Raw genomic sequence first — 19,855 nt, forward strand, 5'->3', positions numbered from 1 at the left:
ATATATGGCAGCAATGAATCACGTTATTAAATCAACACGGTGTCTTGCAATCGGAGAGGGTCCATATATGGTATAAAAATAATAACGCAGTACACAATCTTAACGTATAGCGGCGCTTGCGAAGAATCGTAAGCGGATTTTGTGTACTTGAGTATCCTAAACGTTTTGAAAAATACGTGATGGGATACTTTTTACCTATAGGAAAGGTTATGTCTTCACGATTATCTTTATCGCCTTTGTTGCTTGGCGTAGTACTACTTGCAGGTGTTGTAGTGTATTTGAATATGCCCGAAGAAGAGAGCGCGAGTAATAGTAGCGTGCGGGCGACGCCGGTAAAAACAGCCTTGGTATCATCACAGGCATTCCCCATTACGATTGAGTCATTAGGTACTGCTACCGCCAACGAGTCGGTGAATATTACCGCACAAGTCACCGATACCGTAAAAACGATTAATTTTGAAGACGGCGATAAAGCCACCGAAGGCGAGTTACTCGTTCAGCTAAATAATACGGAAGAACGCGCCAGGGTAGAGGAACTTAAGGCGAATATTGATGAGGCCAAACGCCAGTTCACGCGAATTTCTGACTTGCGTCAGTCAAACGCTACCTCTGAACAACTTCTTGACGAGCAGCAAGCACGGGTTAAAGCCTTACAAGCTCAGCTAGATATTGCGCTAGCTCAGCTGAATGACTTGCAGATACGCGCGCCATTTAGCGGACTATTAGGTAATCGCGAAATCAGTATCGGCTCTTTGGTGCAACCTGGTGACACTATCACGACTTTAGATGACATCAGTCTAATTAAGGTCGATTTCAGTATCGCTGAAAACCATCTTGCAAGCGTGGCTAAAGGGCAGGCATTAAGTGCATCCTCGGTGGCTTACCCAGGAGAAGAGTTTACAGGGAAAATCTCTAACATTGACACGCGACTCGACCCGATTAGCCGCTCTATTCGGGTACGTGCGACGATAGACAACCAAGATAATCGTCTACGCCCAGGTATGCTGCTTACCGTAATTGTTGAAAAGCGTGTGCTGAATACTTTGGTATTGCCGGAAAAGGCGCTGGTTCCCGTTCAAGACAAGCAGTATGTGTATGTCGTCAAAGATAACGTTGCACATCAAACCGAAGTGGTAATTGGTGAGCGTCGTCCCGGGCTGGTGCAAATTGTTAGTGGGTTAAACGAAGGCGATGAGGTCATTAGCGAAGGCACGCTTCGGGTACGCGACCAATCTCCGGTTAATGTGTTAAACCGCTAAGGGAGCATATCGTCATGTTATTGTCAGACGTTTCTGTAAAGCGCCCTGTTTTCGCAACGGTTATTAATTTACTGCTGATCATTTTCGGTATCGTCGCTTTTACCATGTTGAGTTTGCGTGAATACCCTGATATCGACCCACCGATTGTCTCGGTGAGTACGACCTATACAGGGGCATCGGCTAATATTGTTGAGACTCGGATCACCCAGCTATTGGAAGATAGAATATCGGGTATAGAGGGGATAAAAAACGTTACCTCGACCTCTCGTAATGGTCGTTCAGACATTACCATTGAATTTAAGCTCTCTCGTGACATTGATGCTGCGGCGAATGACGTGCGCGAGCGAGTAAGTCGCGCACTCAATAACTTGCCTGACCAAGCTGATCCTCCAGAGGTGTCTAAAGCAAATTCCGATGAAAGCGCCGTGGTATGGTACAACCTGCGAAGCACAAACCTAAATACCATGGAGCTAACTGACTACGCCGAGCGCGTATTAGTGGATAGGCTTTCAATTGTCGATGGTGTCGCCCGAGTTCAAATTGGGGGAGGCAGGCGCTATGCCATGAAAGTGTTCTTAGACCGCAATGCAATGGCGGCAAGAGGTATTACGGTAAACGATGTAGAGCAAGTCATTCGCGCCGAGAATGTGGAATTGCCAGCGGGGGAAGTGGAAAGTACTGACCGTAACTTTGAAGTACGGGTTGCGCGAACCTTTCTTACACCTGACGACTTTGCCGCGCTGACGGTTGCGATGGGCGACAACGGCTATCTTGTGCGGCTTGGCGAAATAGCCCATGTTGAATTAACCGCAGAAGATGACGAAACCGAGTTTCGTGGTGATGGCGTCAATATGATTGGACTCGGTATTATTAAGCAGTCCAAAGCCAACACCTTAGACGTTGCCCGTGCAGCGAAAGCGCAAATTGAAAGAATAGAAGCCACCCTTCCTGATAATATTTTTATTGTACCCAGCTATGATTCGTCGGTATTTATTGAGGCCTCGATTGATGAAGTATATGAGACTTTAGGTATAGCGATGCTAATGGTGGTGATCGTTATTTACCTTTTCCTAGGTAATATTCGCGCCACGTTGATTCCGGCAGTGACCGTACCCGTCTCTATTATTGCCGCTTTTATCGTGATGTATGCACTGGGGTTTTCGATCAACCTTCTTACCCTGCTTGCTATGGTGCTAGCCATCGGTTTGGTGGTGGATGACGCCATAGTTGTGCTTGAGAACATCTACCGACGCATAGAAATGGGCGAACCACCTATTTTGGCCGCCTACCGCGGCGCTAAAGAAGTTGGGTTTGCGGTTATTGCAACAACGCTGGTGCTTATCTCTGTGTTTGTACCGTTGGTTTTCCTTGAGGGCAACATTGGAAGGCTATTTACGGAGTTCGCATTGGCCATAGCTACTGCGGTAGCGTTTTCAAGCTTTACCGCACTTACGTTGTCGCCCATGATGGCGTCGAAAATCCTTAAAAAAAGAACCCGATCGTCTGGCTTTGGAAGTTGGATGGACAAGCAGTTCTCTAAACTTGAGAACGGCTACTTCAATACGCTAGGTAAAACGTTGCATCAGCCCATTCTGATGCTGCTTATGCTTGCTATTGCTATCGTTGCATTGGTACAGCTTTCTGAAAAAGTGCCTAGTGAGTTCGTTCCCAAAGAAGACAGAGGCAATTTCTTCATTTTGATGAACGCGCAGGAAGGGGCTAGTTTCGAAAGTAACGCAAAGAATCTCGAAAAGATTGAAAGTATCTTAATGCCTTACCGCGAGAGTGGGAAAATTAATCGCCTTTTGGTTAGAACACCTGGTTTTGGCGGTAATGCGGGTATCGCAATTGTGGGGTCAGCAGACTGGGATGAGCGAGATTTCAGTACATTTTCGCTCATGGATGAAATCAGCGCCAAACTTAACAGCGTGCCTGACGTTCGTGCTTTTGCCATCATGCGCAGCGGGATTTCCGGAGGAGGCCTCGGTCGTCCTGTTCAGTTCGTCTTACAAGGCGATACCTACGAAAATCTGGTTGAATGGCGAGACATTGTTCTACAAAAGGCAGCGCAGAACCCAAGTCTCATTCGCCTAGACTCCGATTATAAAGAAACCTCACCACAGCTATTGGTGAATATTAACCGCGACAGGGCCGCTGATCTGGGAGTATCAATTAGCGATATTGGTGGCACACTGGAAGTGATGCTGGGTCAGCGTAGGGTGTCAACATTCCTTGATAGGGGCGAAGAATACGATGTCATCATGGAAGGTATAGAGGAAGATTTCCGAAGCCCTAACAGCATAGAAAATTTGTACGTGCGCTCATCCCGCACTGGCGAACTCATTCCGATGGACAATTTACTCACGTTTGAAGAGCAAGCCACGTCAGCACAGTTAAATCGCTACAACAGAATGCGTGCAGTCACTATTTCTGCCAACTTGGCGGACGGTTATACGCTAGGGCAGGCACTTGAATATTTAGAAAACATTGTAAGTACAGAACTGCCTGACAATGTATCAATAGATTACAAAGGCGAGTCACAGTTGTATCAGGAAGCGGGTAATTCATTTGTATATGTATTTATGCTGGCACTCGCTGTCACTTACTTAATATTGGCTGCGCAATTTGAAAGCTGGGTACACCCGTTAGTCATCATGCTGACCGTGCCGCTGGCGCTTGTTGGAGCCTATATCGGGCTATTCTTTAGCGATATGACGATCAATATATACAGTCAAATTGGTTTGGTTATGCTAATTGGACTTGCTGCAAAAAACGGTATTCTTATTGTCGAGTTTGCAAACCAACTACGCGATGCCGGTATGGAGTTTGAATATGCGCTTAAACGCGCAGCCGCGCAGCGCCTACGTCCTATCGTAATGACGGGCTTCACTACGATATTTAGCTCCTTACCACTTGTACTGGCGTCTGGACCAGGAGCAGAAAGCAGAATGGTTATAGGCATGGTCATTTTCTCTGGTGTTCTCGTTTCTGCCTTCATGACACTTTATGTTGTTCCCACCGCTTACAGTTGGCTGGCCAGAAACACCGGTTCTCCACTTCAACGAACAATGGAGATAGAGAAGCTGGAGCAGTCAATCCCTTATAAAAAAGGCGAATCCTAACCAATAGCGGGGTACAAGCCCCGCTTATCCTTTATTTTCTTCAATACACGCTCAACAAGATCTGGTTAAAAAACATACAGTAGGGGCTGTAAGGGTTATCTTTCGCGTATGTTTTTATATACGTAAATATCAGCGCTTATCACTAAGCGTTTTGTGATGAACTCCCTTAACCTACTGAATAAGAAAAAATAATTTGCTTTTTATTGCTCTCATCATAAATTCTTATTTGTGGCCATAATACATAAAGGTATGTATTAGACATTTGTATAGTTGCTTAACTTACAACTTCATCTACACTTCGCGCCAAAATCAAACGCTTGTATAAGTCATTAATTTTTAAACGCTAAAATTTTCACGCTCAAATTGGCGAATATGGCAATTGTGACCAATACTTACCCCGTTGTATGAGTATGAGCACACACGCACATGTTTGTCTCAAGCCGTTTAAAAGCTCCACTTTCCGTGCAAACGGGTTAGCAAGAAAGTTAAAAGCGAAGAGCAAGCATTCAACAGACTCTAGAGGACATATCATGAAGAAATGGATACTTGCAGCAGGTTTGTGCTGTAACGTAGCTTTTGCCGATGTAGCAGTTATTGTTCATCCAAGTAACGCTGACACCCTCGATAAAGATAGTATTAGCCGTTTATTTCTAAATAAAGCAAAGGCGTTTCCAAGCGGTACGCAAGCCGAGCCAGTTGCGTTAGCTGAAGGCCAATCTGCCACCGATGAATTTAACGGCAAGGTATTAAACAAAACCGCAGCACAATTAACTGCGTTTTGGTCAAAACTAGTATTTACCGGTAAAGGTCAACCACCAAAAGCTCTGGGTAGCGATGCAGAAGTTGTATCTGCAGTAGCAGGAAACCCTGGCGCAATTGGTTACGTCGACGCTAGCGCTGTTAACGACAGCGTACGAGTAGTCGCTACCTTTTAACTGACCGTTTATACAAAGAATTTAAGGAACACGCATGAAAACCAAACTTGCTATCTTATCTATGGCTGGCCTGTTAGCTACTCCGGCACTGGCTGATATTCAAATCAACGGCTTTGCAAACCTTATTGGTGGTATGACACTAGACGATGACGAGTCAGTGTACGATTACGACAGCGACTTTAACTTCGACCCTGCAAGTGTATTTGGCCTTCAGGTTCGTGGTGATGTTAGCGATAAGCTCTCTGCGACCGCCCAGCTGGTTGGCCGTGGTAGTGAAGATTACGACGCCGATTTTGAATGGGCGTACATGACCTATATGTTGAACAACAACTTCAACATCAGTGCAGGCCGTCTTCGCATGCCTTTATTTAAGTACTCTGCGTCATTAGATATCGGTTACTCGTATCACTGGCTAACACCACCAGATGCTGTATACGGCATTGACTTCAACAACATTGACGGTGTTCGTGTTGACTACATGAACTACTCAGGTGACTGGGAATATGGCGCACAGTTTACCGTTGGTCGTGTTGAGGCTGATACCACCATTTCAGGAACGCCTGCTGCGTTAGAATTGGAAAACGTGGTCGCTGTTTCATTTGAAGCAACACGTGATTGGTTCAGTGCGCGTACTTTGCTAGCACGTGGTAAAACAAGTGCTGCGAATGCTGACTTTGACACATTTGTTGGTGGTTTAAATCAATATGGTGCCTTTATTCCTGCGGCGTCTTTAGCCGCTGAAGGCCTGAGTGTTAACGAAGATACAGGTACCTTCTTTGAAGTTGCTGTTGATATCGATAAGTACGATTGGTTTGTGGGTGCAGAATTCACTCAAACAGAAGTTGATGGCTCTGTTATTGCCGATAATAAAGCATGGTACGTTACGGCGGGTATGCGCTTTGGCAAGTTTACACCACATATTACTTACGAAGTTGAAGAAGCGGATAATGGTACTCAGCTAGGTTTAATTGCTGCATTGCCTGCTACGATTGCGACAGGTGATGCCGTGGTTGATGCTACGTGGAACGGCGCAAATGGCTCGCCGGGTATTTACCAAACTGCGGCAGGTATTGCTGCTCAACAGGAGCTAGATGTATCTGCAGTTACTGTTGGTCTTCGTTACGACGTTGAGCCAGGCTTTGCACTTAAAACTGACGTAACTTGGTATTCAGATGATCTAAACGATCTAAATGATGCAACACTGCTTAAAGTAGGCGTAAACTATACGTTCTAACTACTCGTTATGGCCTTGCATTTTGGTGCGAGGCCATAATTTCATTAAAGATTTTAGCTATTGGGTAGATAAATTAGATATGATGTTTTTTCAGGTAAAACTGAAACGTAGTTAAGCAATTATAAAAAACAGTGGGATAGCTGATGAACTTTTTAAAAAAAATGCCAATTGCGACAAAGATTTTCCTCATTCCGGGGATCGCAGCGCTAAGTTTTATTATTTACTTGCTTATCACTGTCTATACCGCACTCAATAATGGTGCAACGCTAGAAAAAGTTCAGAAAGTTCAATTTCCTGCCCTTCAACTATCAGCATCGACCTTAGTTGATATGCAAAAGGTTCGCGATACCCTTGCGAGCGCAGTGACCACTGGTGATCAAGACACCCTTACTATGGCGCAAGAGCTCGCCGAAGAAGCAAAAAGCGGCTTAAACCAAATTGCTTCTATTAGCCCTGAGTTTCGTAGTGAAATTTCCCGCATCTCCTCAGGCTTTGATAATTATTTCGATGTTGCCTACGACGTATCACAGTCTATGGTCAACGGCACTGCCGACTTCAGTCGTTTAGGCGAACTCTCAGCCCAAATGAATCTGTCATACGATGGTGCCATCGCTGCGATGTCTCAATTTCGTGATGCTCAACAGGCGGCATTTGAAGAAGCATTTAAAAACACAGACAGTGCCAATACCTCGTTAATTAGCACAGGCGTCATTTTAGCCGTGGTTGTGACTGTATTGCTGTTTGGAACCGCGGTACCTATTGTTCGCGGCATTAAGCAAAGTATTGATGACGTGGTTCGTTCCCTGAAAGATATTGCTCAAGAAAACGGTGACCTAACGGTTCGTATAGAAACCAAAAGCGAAGATGAAATTGGCGAATTGGTGTATTGGTTCAACCAATTCATGGACAAACTGCAAGGCGTAGTGCGTGATGTGGTAGAAGCGAGTTTACCGCTATCAAACCTAGCGCAGAACTTACGCGGTGTAACGGAAGAAACTCAGCGCACTATTGATGTACAGCAAAAGTCCGCAACCAATGCTAAGCGTGCGGTAGATACGATGAGTGGCTCTGTTGACGGTGTTGCACATAGCGCAGCGCAGGCGGCAAGCGACGCTAACAAAGCGACAACAGCGGCCAGTGAAGGACGTCAAATCGTACAGCAAACCGTTACCAGTATTCAGCAGCTTGCTGAGAACGTACGCGAAACCGCTGACGTTATAGCCCGTTTAGAGTCTGATTCTAATAAAGTTGGCTCGGTGCTGGATGTGATAAAAGGTATTGCAGAGCAAACCAACCTGTTAGCACTAAATGCCGCCATTGAAGCCGCAAGAGCGGGTGAGCAGGGTAGAGGCTTTGCGGTAGTCGCAGATGAAGTGAGAACGCTAGCATCGCGCACACAGCAGTCTACGGAAGAAATTCAAAGTACTATTGAACAGCTTCAAAATGCTGCTCACTCAGCGGTAGAGGTAATGTCTCGTGGTACCGAACAAGCAACTAGCAGTGTAGAGACGGCTAATAAAGCGGGAAGCAGTCTAGAAACCATTACCAGTACTATTGGGCGCATCAACCAAATGAACGAGCAAATTGCGCACAATACCGAAGACCAGCGCACTGTAGCGGTTGACATAGTTCGTCACGTTGATGAAATTCATGAGCGTACCGAGCAAACAGCGAGCCGTTCAGGTGAATTAGGCAGCATGTGTAATGAGCTTGCTGACCTGGCGCAGCACCTTGAGTCAATTGCGAAGCAATTTAGAGTATAACACCTTATCAAATGCTATTTAGGGCCTCCGCAAGGAGGCTTTTTTGTAGGCGCCAATTACATTTCAAAAGTCATTGTTACTAGCGTTAAGCGGAATTAGGATAAAACGAAGGCATAAAAAAATCCCCAGCCAAGGCTGGGGATTTTTAGTCAAAGCAATGCTTTTTCTATTCGTCTAAGAAGCTGCGTAGCTGCTCAGAACGGCTAGGGTGGCGAAGTTTGCGAAGTGCTTTCGCTTCAATTTGACGAATACGCTCACGGGTTACGTCAAACTGCTTGCCTACTTCTTCAAGGGTGTGGTCAGTATTCATGTCGATACCGAAGCGCATACGAAGTACTTTTGCTTCACGGGCTGTTAGGCCTGCTAATACTTCCTGCGTTGCATCTTTCAAGCTACCGCCAGTTGCTGAGTCGAGGGGCTGAATAATCGTGCTGTCCTCGATAAAGTCGCCAAGATGTGAATCTTCATCATCACCGATAGGGGTTTCCATCGAGATTGGCTCTTTAGCAATTTTAAGTACCTTACGAATTTTGTCTTCAGGCATTAACATGCGCTCTGACAACTCTTCAGGGGTAGGCTCACGACCCATTTCCTGAAGCATTTGACGAGAGATACGGTTAAGCTTGTTGATCGTCTCAATCATGTGAACAGGGATACGGATAGTACGCGCCTGGTCAGCAATAGAGCGAGTAATCGCCTGACGAATCCACCACGTTGCATAAGTTGAGAACTTATAACCACGACGGTATTCGAACTTATCCACCGCCTTCATTAGACCAATGTTACCTTCTTGAATAAGGTCTAGGAATTGAAGACCACGGTTGGTGTACTTCTTAGCAATTGAGATAACAAGACGTAAGTTAGCTTCAACCATTTCTTTCTTCGCGCGGCGTGCTTTCGCTTCACCGATTGACATGCGACGGTTGATGTCTTTGATATCTGCGATCACCAAGCCAGTTTCCTGTTCAACTTGGTTCATCTTGCTAATACAGCGCTCAATTTCTTCCTGATTTACAGCAAGGTCAGCGGCGTATGGTGCACCTGATTTAACTGCTTCATGTAACCATGCATTAGACGTTTCGTTGCCCGCAAATGCTTTGATGAAGTCTTTCTTCGGCATTTTTGCGTTAACCACGCAGAACTTCATTACTAGGCGCTCTTGAATACGCACTTTGTCCATCATCTCACGCATGTTCTTAACCATGCGATCGAACTGTTTTGGAACTAGGCGGAATTCTTTGAAAACATCGCTTAATGCATTGATTTGCGTGCGAGAGTCAGCATGAGCACGGCCTTTCTTCTCGATAACTTCACGAGTTTTAAGGTATTGCTCACGAAGCTCAGTGAAACGCTCACGGGCTAACTCTGGGTCAACACCGCTATCGTCTTCGTCACTATCGTCATCATCTTCATCGTCGTCTTCATCATCTAACTCTTCTTCAGATAATTCAGAACCAACGTGAGTAGCCGTTGGAGCAAGGTCTTGCTCATCGTTAGGATCAACAAAGCCAGAGATGATGTCGCTCAAGCGAATTTCTTCTGCTTCGTAAAGATCCCACTGGTCTAATAGATAAGTGATAGCTTCTGGGTATTCAGCAACTGAACATTGTACCTGGTTGATACCATCTTCAATTCGTTTAGCGATTTCAATTTCGCCTTCGCGAGTAAGAAGTTCAACCGTACCCATTTCACGCATGTACATGCGAACTGGGTCGGTCGTACGGCCAATTTCACTTTCTACAGTAGCTAGTGCCTGAGCTGCCGCTTCTGCAGCATCTTCATCAGCATTCGCTTCTTGCATGAGAAGTTCGTCTGCATCAGGAGCTGATTCAGAAACTTGAATTCCCATGTCGTTAATCATGCGGATTATGTCTTCGATTTGATCAGAATCGACAATATCTTGCGGCAGGTGGTCGTTTACTTCTGCAAAGGTTAAGTAACCTTGCTCTTTACCTTTTGCAATCAGGAGTTTAATCTGAGACTGCTTGCTTTGCGCCATATAACCTACACTTCTCACATTCAATTAGTTTGCAATAGAAAAGACAACATACGTCTAGGTATGTTCCCCGTTCTGCTGTAGTACTGCTTTTGTATCAAGGCCGTTAATGCTCGATGCCACGCTGGTCTAAACCATTATGTTGCGATGCACATCTGCTCGGGTTCGGATCTGCCCGTTATGTTCGGCTATATCTTTGCTACTCGTGCTGCTGTATTTTTGTTCACTTTATAGTGAATGAGACACGTTTATCTGTGTCCACAGCGAATTAGCCAGTATAGCAGAATAAGCGGTGGTTTTACCAGATTGATGGCCGATTTTTTAGCCAGTGTTTTTAAGCTATGAAACAGCACATACTTACAGCGCGTATTCTTGCTAAATTAATCTCGTTAACTCAATCTCACTAACACAAGCGTTTAAAAAAGCCTTATGCAAAAGCCTACAGAAGAACAGGCTAACCTCTAGGTCAGTTTGCCCAAGGTTAACTCTTCTGTCTTTCCCTCATAAGCAGGTTCAATTCCTGTTTTTCCGCCTGTGTCAGCGGCTGAACCCGCGAGCGTGAAATTAAGGTTTCAATGCGGCTATCGAAATGCCCGTCCAGTAAGCGAGCGAAGCTGTCGTTATAAACCCGTTCAGCATCCTCGTCTTTAACCAAGTGTTCTTGTAACAATAATTTCGCGATAGTAGAAGAATGGGGATGGTCGCGGAAATTTTCAACAAGCTGCGCGGTTTTTGCTTGAGGGTGACTCACGCAATAGCGATGCACATCGCGTAATAAATCCATGCCAGCAGCGTTGCTGCCCGCAAAAATATCAATTTGAACGTCTTCACATAGTGTGGCTAATTCAGGTTTATCAAGCAGCAAGCGTATCAGCATACGAAGCGGTGACAGTTTAGGCTTGTTTACTTGATTGCGATTCGGAGAATAAGCTTGCTTCGAACCTTGATTGGCTTTGGTGATATCTTGCTGAAGTTTAAACCGATCGAACTCGCCAGTGTGCTTGGCTAATTCTTCCAGCAGCATTTGCTTTTGATCATCACCTAATGTGCTCTCGATAAGCGGCATTGCCGCTTTCTTAAGGGCAATTTTACCTTCCGGCGTGCCCACATTGTGCGTCTTTAATAAGTTTTCAAAGAAAAAGCGGGATAAAGGCATGGCGTCATTTAGCATCTCCATAAACGCATCTTTCCCCACCTGACGCACCATAGTGTCAGGGTCTTCGCCATCGGGTAAGAATAAAAACGAAATACGTACGCCGTCTTTTAGTGCGGGTAGGGCGTTTTCTAACGCGCGCCATGCGGCCTCACGACCAGCGCGGTCACCGTCGTAACAACACACAATGTGAGACGTAGCGCGAACCAGCATTTGAATATGTTCAGGCGTGGTAGCTGTACCTAGCGCAGCAGTAGCAATATTAATATCGAACTGACTGAGTGCCACTACGTCCATGTAGCCTTCTACAATAACGACGGTATCCAGGCTACGATTTTTTTGTCTGGCAGAATAAAAGCCAAAGAGCTCACTGCCTTTGTGGAAAATGCGGGTTTCTGGCGAGTTTAAGTATTTAGGGCCGCCGTCATCTAATACTCGGCCACCAAAACCCACCACACGACCCCGTTTGTCCCTGATAGGAAACATAATGCGGTCGCGGAAGAAGTCGTAGGTACGTCCTTGGTCATTCTTATTGACTAGCTTTAAATCGACCAGCTGTTTGACGCGCTGTGGATCTTTGCCAAAGGTATTTAGCAGTGCGTCCCAACTGTCTGGCGCGTAGCCAATTTCCCATAGCTTAACGATATCGCCGCTTAACCCACGGTTTTTCAAATAGTCGATGGCTTTTTTGCTATTACCATTTTGGCGTAACTGATGCTGGAAGAAGCGCGCAACTTGCTCCATGACTGCATAATCGTCTTGCTGTTGCTGCTTTTTCTCTTCGCTCATGGCAGGGCGACTGCCTTTTTCACGGGGGACTTCAAGCCCGTGATAGCGCGCTAGCTCTTCAATGGCCTCGACAAATTCTAAGCGGTCGAATTCCATAATAAACGAGATAGCGTTACCGTGAGCGCCACAGCCGAAACAGTGGTAAAACTGTTTGTCTTGACTAACAGTGAAAGATGGCGACTTTTCGTTATGAAAAGGGCAGCACGCTTGGTAGTTTTTACCTGCTTTTTTAAGTTTAACTCGGCTATCTACCACTTCTACCACATCGGTACGTGACAGCAAGTCGTCTATAAAATCGCGAGGTATCTTTCCAGCCATGAGGGTACTTTCAAAAAGGGTTAGTTAAAAAAGAATGAGAAAAGCACAAGTCGTAACTGCGCTTCAAGCGACAGGCAACAACATTACGAAAACAGTAATCTACTGTAACAGGGAAGTATAAAAATGAGAACAATGAAGGTGTGACAATGCACACCTTCTACACGCTTCACTTTTACGAAAGGGCAGAGTTTAAGCGTTCAAACGCGCCTTAATTTTTGCACTCAAAGCACCCATGTCGGTGCGGCCTTGAACCTTAGGTTTCAAGGCGCCCATGACTTTACCCATATCCTGCATACCCGATGCTCCAGTCGCAGCCATGGTTTCGTCGATAAGTGCATTTAGCTCATCGTCAGTCAAAGGCTGAGGTAAGAAATCTTCAATGTAAGTGATTTCTTCACGTTCTTTGCTAGCTAGGTCGTCGCGGTTTGCTGCGTCATATTGTGCAGCCGCGTCTTGGCGCTGCTTAACCATTTTGGTTAGTACCGCTAAGATTGCGCTATCGTCTAGCGTAATTTGTTCATCGATTTCTTTTTGCTTAATGGCAGCCATTGCCATGCGAATAGTACCAAGACGTACTTTTTCTTTTGCACGCATCGCATCTTTTTGCGCTGCTTTTAAATCGTCAATTAGTGCCATGATGTTTCCTGATTTTTATTAGTTATACCAATCCGCATAGATCATTGCCCACTGAGAAAGTAATGATCTATGAGGAATAGTATTATTAAGCCCCAGGTTGAAAATCAAATGCAACCATTTGGAAAAGGAAAAAATGGAGTCGTTAAGAATAAGGCCAAAAAATAGAGGCCCAGAAACGCGAAAGGTGCTGCAATTGCAACACCTTTCAGACTCGTTACTTAACCCTATATTAGTAGAGTTTTACGCGACGTGCGTTTTCACGAGCTAGCTTCTTAAGATGACGCTTCTTAGCGGCAGCTTTCTTGCGCTTGCGTTCCCAAGTTGGCTTTTCGAAGAATTCACGACGACGAACTTCAGAAAGAACACCTGCTTTTTCACAAGAACGCTTAAAACGACGCAGCGCCACATCAAACGGCTCGTTTTCTCTAACTTTAACGATAGGCATTAAACACTCACCTCAAAACTTTTACTGTGTAAATCCGGGTAAAATTGTGCGCTAAAAAGGCCACCCGGGTTAAAAATGGTGCGAAATTCTAATCATATCTACAGAGAAAGTAAAGGATGAATTGCCAAAAAATAGCCAATATTGTGCATTTACCGTTCATTTACCTGTTCACTGGCATTCCATGAATGCAGGATTAAAGGTAAACTCTGCGCTCGTTAAGCACCGGGTTGTTTAACTCGGCTCGTAGTAAGCGCCCTTTTCAGAATGTTTTCTTGTTCAATTTCCTTTTGAAAGACGATTGTGATCAAAAGTGTGAAATTGGGTAATCCTGACTAGGGTAGTATTATGATTGCGGCGGGATCATAAAGATGATCCCGCCAGATCGCCAGAATTATTTAGTCAGTTTTTGGTATTCGCGTTAACAATGTGGTTTGCAACAACGGTACGAAGACCTTTTGTATTAAGCAGACGGTAGCAGATCCAAAAACTAGGCATTGAAGTTAGTAGTAAAAGGGTTACTCCCCATGCGTATTTTAGGAATAGAAACATCTTGTGACGAAACTGGCATCGCCGTTTACGACGATGAAAAAGGGTTGCTGTCGCACGAGCTATACAGCCAAGTTAAGCTGCACGCCGACTATGGTGGCGTAGTACCTGAACTTGCCTCACGGGACCACGTGAGAAAGATCATTCCTTTAATTGAAAAGGCTATGGAAGACGCCGACACACAACCGTCGGACATTGACGGTGTTGCCTTTACCCAAGGCCCAGGTTTAGTAGGGGCATTGTTAGTGGGTTCGTCTGTCGGGCGTTCATTGGCCTACGCGTGGAATGTGCCAGCAGTGGGCGTTCATCATATGGAAGGGCATTTATTAGCGCCTATGCTTGAAGACGACGCACCTGAATTTCCTTTTGTTGCGTTATTGGTTTCAGGTGGCCACTCAATGCTAGTTAAAGTCGAAGGCATTGGTCAATATGAAGTACTTGGTGAGTCTATTGATGATGCCGCTGGTGAAGCCTTTGATAAAACCGCCAAGCTACTTGGCCTTGATTACCCAGGCGGCCCTCTTTTAGCAAAATTGGCTGAAAAGGGAGAAGCGGGACACTATAAGTTTCCTCGCCCGATGACCGACAGACCAGGACTAGATTTCAGCTTTAGCGGTCTTAAAACCTTTGCGGCAAACACCATTCGCGATGCTGACCTAACCGGTGGTGATGCTGAGCAAATTAAAGCCAATATTGCCTACGCGTTTCAAGAAGCCGTCGTTGATACGCTTATTATAAAATGTAAGCGAGCATTAAAGCAGACTGGTATGAAGCGTTTGGTTATTGCTGGCGGCGTAAGTGCAAATACAATGTTGCGCAGTGAGATGAAAGCCCTGATGCAAGAGCTAAAAGGTGAGGTGTTTTATCCTAGCTTAGCGTATTGTACAGACAATGGTGCCATGATTGCCTATGCGGGCATGCAGCGTTTGAAAGCTGGGGAAACCTTGGCCTTGTCTTCACAAGCCAAGCCGCGCTGGCCCCTTGATACTTTATCGGCGATTTAGGTATTCATAAAAAACCGGTAATTAGGCGCCACACCTCGTTGTAAACGCTACTATGTCTTCCCTACGTTCACTGGGAAAATATTGAGCATAGCAAGCAGGTAAAATAAAAAAGCATAAATAAAAGGCAATGGGAGCGCATTTCATTGCCTTTTGTTTTACTAAAATGAACATTGAGTAAGGACGTTAAACACCATGCGCTTAGCAACAGACGGAACAAAACAAAATGCACCGCTATTCTATTTAGCATTGTCGTTATTTATTTCGCTTACCTTTGCAGCGCTCACTGCGTCCAATGCATTTGCATCAAGCAAAGCACCCTTGAATGACTTTGTAAAAGGCCTGAAGCAAGAGCAGCAAGATCAGTATGTCGTGCTCATTTCTCTTGATGGATTTCGCCACGACTATATCGAATTACACAACGCGCAACACCTTGGTGCTATTGCAAAGAAAGGGGTAAGAGCGTCGTCTATGACCCCTGTTTATCCTTCAAATACTTTTCCCAACCATATTTCACTGATCACTGGGTTATTACCGAAACACCACGGCATCGTGAACAATCGATTTTTTGATAAGTCTCGCCCAACGAAAGAAGGCTACGCGCAGTACAAGCTGGGTTACGGCGGCATGGACAGCACGTGGATTACGGCAACGCCGTTATGGAACTTAGTGGAATATCATGGCATGAAGGCAGCTACCTTCTTCTGGCCAGAGTCTGATTCACGCATATCAGGTACCTTGCCTAGCTACTTCTATCACTACTCTAAATACGCCGATTACCAGCAGCGGGTAGATCAAATTATAACTTGGTTGAAACTGCCTGAGGTGTCGCGCCCTCGCTTTATTGCGGGTTATTTCTCGCTTACCGATTCGGTTGGACACGACGAAGGACCTTTTGCCGACAAAACCAATGATGCGGTGCAGGAAGTGGATGCGCTTATTGGTCAACTTTATGAACGCATTAACGCATTAGATTTGCCGGTAAACTTGGTGGTGGTGTCGGACCACGGCATGACCCCCATTGATGAAAGTCAGCTTATAGAAGTTGAGTCTTTATCTATACCTGATAGCTTCATTATTGAAAATGAGGGAGCGCAAGTTCATCTTTACGCCAAAGTGGGCGTGAACGATAAACAAATCACCGAAGAAATAGAGCGTCTTACCCATATAGCCGAAAACCGTTATATTGTGCTCAATGATACCCAGCGCGCTGAGCGACATATGGAAGTGGGAAATAGAACCGGCGATATTATTATTGAGATAGCCCCGCCAGCACGCTTTAAAAACGCCAACAGCATGCATATTAGTAAAGGTGGGCATGGCTACATGAACACGCTGCCTGATATGGGGGCGACGTTTGTTGCAGTGGGACCTGCGTTTAAAACGAATACCACCCTACCTGTGTTTAGCAACCTGGAGGTTTATCCTGCGTTGGCCAAAATACTTGGCATTGCGCCGGTTACGCCGATAGATGGTAAGTTAGATGTGCTGGAAAAGGCGCTTACTCTTTAACTTTTCCCTTATCCCATACTTTACTTTCATTGCCCGCTAAAAGACGGGCAATGTTGTCTTTGTGGCGTAGAATGATAAGCAGCGAAAGCATTGCCACGGGCACGGTATATAAAGGCTTAATCAAAAATGTAAATAACGGCGCAAGAGATACTGCGATAAGCGCGCCCATTGAAGAATAGCCTGTAAGAAACACCACTACTACCCAACTCAAAATAAGCAAACCTGCTAAATCGAGGCCTATTGGGAGCATAGCGCCAAACGCAGTGGCGACGGCTTTTCCACCTTTGAAACCAAAATAGAGCGGAAAGATATGTCCCAAGCACGCGAAAATAGCAATGACGCCTAACATGATTGGCTCTATGCCCAGAAAGTAACTGCCGTAAACGGGAATAGTGCCTTTTAGTATATCCATGACAAGCACGAAGAGTGCTGGAACACGACCGCCCAGTCGATACACATTGGTTGCACCTGGGTTTTTAGAGCCGGCGGTTCGTGGGTCTGGTAAACCAAACAGCTGGCTTATAACCACAGCACTTGAAAGTGAACCGAAAAGATAGGCAACAGCGATCATCAAAAGAGTTAGCGAAATCATTTTGTCATTCTAATTATTAAAAATATTGCCTTTTATTACGTTAAATTTGGTGTGTGCAAGTTCAATGGGCTTTAGTCGCATTAAATTGTGAAACCTTGGTTGCTCCCAGTTGTCATACAGCGGTATAGTTGTGCCACACAAGCGTAAAGCTACTCCATCCAAACGCGATATACCACCGTTTACCAGCAATATGTGGGTGAAAGCGCAGTAGTAAGACCAGTAGTAGGGCTAATAAAAACGGCGATAAACTGGTTTGATAACAGTACAAGATGAAAAATTCCATGGGAAAAATTTATATAACAGGGCTTGAAGTAGACACCCTGATTGGTGTTTATGATTGGGAGCGAGTAAGAACCACCCAGCTACTTCTTGATGTAACACTTGATGTTGATTTAAGCGCTGCGATGCAAAGCGACGATGTTGCAGACACTGTAGACTATGCAAAAGTGGCAGAGTGTATTGTAGAAGTAGGTAAAGAAAGCACATTTGAGCTACTTGAAGCTCTAGGTAATAAAGTGATGGACGCCGTTCTTGATAATTTCACCGTTGCGTCAATAACGCTTAAAATTGTTAAGCCTAATATCCTTCCCAATGCGCAAACGGTTGCTGTTGAAATGCGTAAAGAGCGCAATTAATGTCACTACACACCATCTTAATCAGCATTGGCTCTAATATTGAACGTGAGCATTACACCAAGCAATCTTTAGTTGCCCTGAAACAGCACTTCTCAGATGTTGCAGTGTCTTCTGTCTACGAGAGCGAAGCGGTGGGCTTCAATGGAAGCCCTTTTTATAACGCCGCTGCTCGGGCGACGACATCAAAAAGTATAGAAGAGGTGTGCGCAATTCTTAAAGCCATTGAAAAAGACAATGGCAGGGTGCATACAGACAAAAAATTCTGTGCCAGAACCCTTGATCTCGACTTGCTTACCTATGATAGTAAGGTGACCACAACCCCTGTGGTTTTACCTCGCGAAGAGATTTGCTACAACGCGTTTGTGCTTTGGCCGTTAGCTGAACTTGTTCCCAACGACATTCACCCTGAAACGCAAGAAACCTATGCCAAAATGTGGCAAAACTTTGATAAACAGAAACAGCAATTATGGCCGATTGACTTTACTTGGAGTTAAGCAAAGGAATGACACTTTTTGAAATTATTATTTTAGCAATTATTCAGGGCGTTACTGAATTTCTTCCTATCAGTAGCTCTGGACACTTGTTGTTGCCCGCTGAACTTTTTGGTTGGGTAAGTCAGGGCTTAGCGTTTGATGTCGCCGTTCATGTGGGAAGCCTGCTTGCGGTTATGATCTATTTTCGTCAAGAAATCGCTCAGATGACCGTAGCTTGGGTAACACAAGGGTTTAGCAAACAACAATCTACCGACAGTAAGCTTGCTTGGTACGTTATTGTGGCAACTATTCCAGCGGTTATTATTGGCTTTTTAATGAAAGGCTGGATAGAAGAAAACGCACGTACGGCGCTGGTAATAGCGGGTACCACTATTATTTTTGGTTTGCTGCTATGGTACGCCGATGCCACTGCAAAACGCGAACAAGAGCTTGAAGGACTGACACTTAAGCAAGCCATCTATATCGGGTTAGCCCAAGTATTGGCACTCATTCCTGGTACATCTCGCTCAGGTATTACGATGACCGCAGGTTTGATGTTAGGCCTTAAGCGCGAAGCGTGTGCACGCTTTTCCTTTTTGCTGTCTATTCCAGTTATTTTAGGCGCGGGGCTTTTGGCCACTCTCGACCTGCTTAATGCCAACGAAGCGGTAGACTGGTATGCGTTGCTTTATGGCGCGGCGTTTTCATTCGTAAGCGCCTACCTTTGTATCTATTTGTTCCTAAGCTGGATATCGCGTATCGGCATGCTGCCTTTTGTTATCTATCGCTTGGCGTTGGGCGTAATACTACTGTGGTTTGTTTTCGCTTAAGTAAAGAAAAAGGGCGATATTCTTCGTATGAGGGGGGCTTCGTATAAGAGGGGCTTCGTATGAGGGGGTTATTCGCATGAGAATGTGCCCCAGCGCCGCACAATAGCACTTAATTTTTAATTATGTTCGCAGGCAAATGTTTTAACACCGCTAACATAATTGGTAATCACCTAATAGGTAAGGGAAGTGAGATATGGCAGAAACAATATTTGACAAAATCATCAGCAAGGAAATTCCAGCGGACATATTGTACGAAGATGAATTGGCGCTGGCGTTTAAAGATATAAACCCTCAGGCACCGACTCACTTTCTGGTTATTCCGAAAAAGCAAATTGCAACGGTAAATGATATAGCCGAAGAAGATCGCGAAGTGGTGGGGCACTTGTCATTTGTTGCAGCAAAAATTGCAAAGGAGCAAGGGTTTGCTGACCAAGGCTTTCGTACGGTAATGAACTGTAATGAATACGGTGGTCAAACGGTATATCACATTCACCTTCACGTGTTGGCAGGCAAACCGCTAGGCTGGCCTCCTTACACTGAAAATATGAAGCAACACGTAGAGTAGCGTGGAAAGATAGGAATACAAAAATGCCGCCCTTGATAGTTATCTCAGGGC

General features: G+C 45.2%; 16 protein-coding genes. 11 read left to right on the forward strand and 5 right to left on the reverse strand.

Annotated features, from left to right (window positions below; genetic code table 11):
• The first annotated feature begins 209 nt into the window (after positions 1-209).
• The 5 genes from WA381_RS17415 to WA381_RS17435 all read left to right on the forward strand — a co-directional run bounded on the left by WA381_RS17415 (position 210) and on the right by WA381_RS17435 (position 8,313).
• The gene (locus WA381_RS17415) at positions 210-1,259 is read left to right on the forward strand and encodes an efflux RND transporter periplasmic adaptor subunit (protein ID WP_061439553.1); all 1,050 of its coding nucleotides are present in this window, start codon (positions 210-212) and stop codon (positions 1,257-1,259) included.
• Positions 1,260-1,273: 14 nt separating this feature from the next.
• Positions 1,274-4,381: an efflux RND transporter permease subunit gene (locus WA381_RS17420; protein ID WP_061439554.1), complete on the forward strand. Its 3,108-nt coding sequence runs from the start codon at positions 1,274-1,276 to the stop codon at positions 4,379-4,381.
• A 530-nt stretch (positions 4,382-4,911) separates the two neighbouring features.
• A complete protein-coding gene (locus WA381_RS17425) occupies positions 4,912-5,316 on the forward strand; it encodes a phosphate ABC transporter substrate-binding protein (protein ID WP_156085932.1) in 405 nt (134 codons plus the stop codon).
• Between the two features lie 34 nt (positions 5,317-5,350).
• Complete coding sequence (locus WA381_RS17430; protein WP_014948263.1) at positions 5,351-6,550, forward strand: hypothetical protein; 1,200 nt, start codon at positions 5,351-5,353, stop codon at positions 6,548-6,550.
• Positions 6,551-6,693: 143 nt separating this feature from the next.
• The gene (locus WA381_RS17435) at positions 6,694-8,313 is read left to right on the forward strand and encodes a methyl-accepting chemotaxis protein (protein WP_156085933.1); all 1,620 of its coding nucleotides are present in this window, start codon (positions 6,694-6,696) and stop codon (positions 8,311-8,313) included.
• A gap of 166 nt (positions 8,314-8,479) precedes the next feature.
• Here WA381_RS17435 and rpoD read toward each other — a convergent pair whose 3' ends face one another.
• From rpoD to rpsU, 4 genes are all read right to left on the reverse strand, one after another.
• A complete protein-coding gene (rpoD, locus tag WA381_RS17440; RefSeq protein ID WP_014948265.1) occupies positions 8,480-10,312 on the reverse strand; it encodes an RNA polymerase sigma factor RpoD in 1,833 nt (610 codons plus the stop codon).
• Positions 10,313-10,790: 478 nt separating this feature from the next.
• The gene (gene dnaG / locus WA381_RS17445; protein WP_039219851.1) at positions 10,791-12,569 is read right to left on the reverse strand and encodes a DNA primase; all 1,779 of its coding nucleotides are present in this window, start codon (positions 12,567-12,569) and stop codon (positions 10,791-10,793) included.
• Between the two features lie 189 nt (positions 12,570-12,758).
• Positions 12,759-13,205 (reverse strand): GatB/YqeY domain-containing protein, encoded by a 447-nt coding sequence (locus WA381_RS17450; RefSeq protein ID WP_012517256.1) that lies wholly within the window; start codon positions 13,203-13,205, stop codon positions 12,759-12,761.
• 229 nt (positions 13,206-13,434) lie between these two features.
• Complete coding sequence (gene rpsU, locus WA381_RS17455; protein WP_012517258.1) at positions 13,435-13,650, reverse strand: 30S ribosomal protein S21; 216 nt, start codon at positions 13,648-13,650, stop codon at positions 13,435-13,437.
• Between the two features lie 524 nt (positions 13,651-14,174).
• Between rpsU and tsaD the strand changes: the two genes are divergently transcribed.
• Positions 14,175-15,200, forward strand: coding sequence for a tRNA (adenosine(37)-N6)-threonylcarbamoyltransferase complex transferase subunit TsaD (gene tsaD / locus WA381_RS17460; RefSeq protein WP_039219843.1), 1,026 nt, complete (start codon positions 14,175-14,177; stop codon positions 15,198-15,200).
• 192 nt (positions 15,201-15,392) lie between these two features.
• Positions 15,393-16,709, forward strand: a complete 1,317-nt coding sequence (locus tag WA381_RS17465) for an alkaline phosphatase family protein (protein ID WP_156085934.1) — start codon at positions 15,393-15,395, stop codon at positions 16,707-16,709.
• On the opposite strand, the gene plsY is transcribed toward WA381_RS17465, so the two are convergent.
• Complete coding sequence (gene plsY, locus WA381_RS17470; protein WP_156085935.1) at positions 16,699-17,301, reverse strand: glycerol-3-phosphate 1-O-acyltransferase PlsY; 603 nt, start codon at positions 17,299-17,301, stop codon at positions 16,699-16,701. The genes WA381_RS17465 and plsY overlap by 11 nt on opposite strands.
• A gap of 281 nt (positions 17,302-17,582) precedes the next feature.
• On the opposite strand from plsY, the gene folB reads away from it, so the two are divergent.
• From folB to WA381_RS17490, 4 genes are all read left to right on the forward strand, one after another.
• Positions 17,583-17,936, forward strand: coding sequence for a dihydroneopterin aldolase (folB, locus tag WA381_RS17475; protein WP_014948271.1), 354 nt, complete (start codon positions 17,583-17,585; stop codon positions 17,934-17,936).
• The gene (folK, locus tag WA381_RS17480; RefSeq protein ID WP_156085936.1) at positions 17,936-18,430 is read left to right on the forward strand and encodes a 2-amino-4-hydroxy-6-hydroxymethyldihydropteridine diphosphokinase; all 495 of its coding nucleotides are present in this window, start codon (positions 17,936-17,938) and stop codon (positions 18,428-18,430) included. Before folB ends, folK begins: the two co-directional genes overlap by 1 nt.
• An 8-nt stretch (positions 18,431-18,438) precedes the next feature.
• Positions 18,439-19,239, forward strand: a complete 801-nt coding sequence (locus WA381_RS17485) for an undecaprenyl-diphosphate phosphatase (protein WP_014948273.1) — start codon at positions 18,439-18,441, stop codon at positions 19,237-19,239.
• A gap of 193 nt (positions 19,240-19,432) precedes the next feature.
• Positions 19,433-19,804, forward strand: coding sequence for a histidine triad nucleotide-binding protein (locus WA381_RS17490; RefSeq protein ID WP_014948274.1), 372 nt, complete (start codon positions 19,433-19,435; stop codon positions 19,802-19,804).
• Positions 19,805-19,855 lie beyond the last annotated feature (51 nt).

The organism is Alteromonas sp. CH_MED4-4, from assembly GCF_037029575.1.
Lineage (GTDB): Bacteria > Pseudomonadota > Gammaproteobacteria > Enterobacterales > Alteromonadaceae > Alteromonas > Alteromonas macleodii.

Excerpts from the sequence above, each read along its gene's own strand:
- WA381_RS17485 (WP_014948273.1), top strand. The coding sequence starts at position 18,439 with ATGACACTTTTTGAAATTATTATTTTAGCAATTATTCAGGGCGTTACT.
- plsY (WP_156085935.1), bottom strand. The coding sequence starts at position 17,301 with ATGATTTCGCTAACTCTTTTGATGATCGCTGTTGCCTATCTTTTCGGT.
- WA381_RS17420 (WP_061439554.1), top strand. The coding sequence starts at position 1,274 with ATGTTATTGTCAGACGTTTCTGTAAAGCGCCCTGTTTTCGCAACGGTT.
- WA381_RS17450 (WP_012517256.1), bottom strand. The coding sequence starts at position 13,205 with ATGGCACTAATTGACGATTTAAAAGCAGCGCAAAAAGATGCGATGCGT.
- WA381_RS17430 (WP_014948263.1), top strand. The coding sequence starts at position 5,351 with ATGAAAACCAAACTTGCTATCTTATCTATGGCTGGCCTGTTAGCTACT.
- WA381_RS17465 (WP_156085934.1), top strand. The coding sequence starts at position 15,393 with ATGCGCTTAGCAACAGACGGAACAAAACAAAATGCACCGCTATTCTAT.
- WA381_RS17415 (WP_061439553.1), top strand. The coding sequence starts at position 210 with ATGTCTTCACGATTATCTTTATCGCCTTTGTTGCTTGGCGTAGTACTA.
- tsaD (WP_039219843.1), top strand. The coding sequence starts at position 14,175 with ATGCGTATTTTAGGAATAGAAACATCTTGTGACGAAACTGGCATCGCC.
- folB (WP_014948271.1), top strand. The coding sequence starts at position 17,583 with ATGGGAAAAATTTATATAACAGGGCTTGAAGTAGACACCCTGATTGGT.
- rpoD (WP_014948265.1), bottom strand. The coding sequence starts at position 10,312 with ATGGCGCAAAGCAAGCAGTCTCAGATTAAACTCCTGATTGCAAAAGGT.
- dnaG (WP_039219851.1), bottom strand. The coding sequence starts at position 12,569 with ATGGCTGGAAAGATACCTCGCGATTTTATAGACGACTTGCTGTCACGT.
- WA381_RS17490 (WP_014948274.1), top strand. The coding sequence starts at position 19,433 with ATGGCAGAAACAATATTTGACAAAATCATCAGCAAGGAAATTCCAGCG.
- WA381_RS17425 (WP_156085932.1), top strand. The coding sequence starts at position 4,912 with ATGAAGAAATGGATACTTGCAGCAGGTTTGTGCTGTAACGTAGCTTTT.
- folK (WP_156085936.1), top strand. The coding sequence starts at position 17,936 with ATGTCACTACACACCATCTTAATCAGCATTGGCTCTAATATTGAACGT.
- WA381_RS17435 (WP_156085933.1), top strand. The coding sequence starts at position 6,694 with ATGAACTTTTTAAAAAAAATGCCAATTGCGACAAAGATTTTCCTCATT.
- rpsU (WP_012517258.1), bottom strand. The coding sequence starts at position 13,650 with ATGCCTATCGTTAAAGTTAGAGAAAACGAGCCGTTTGATGTGGCGCTG.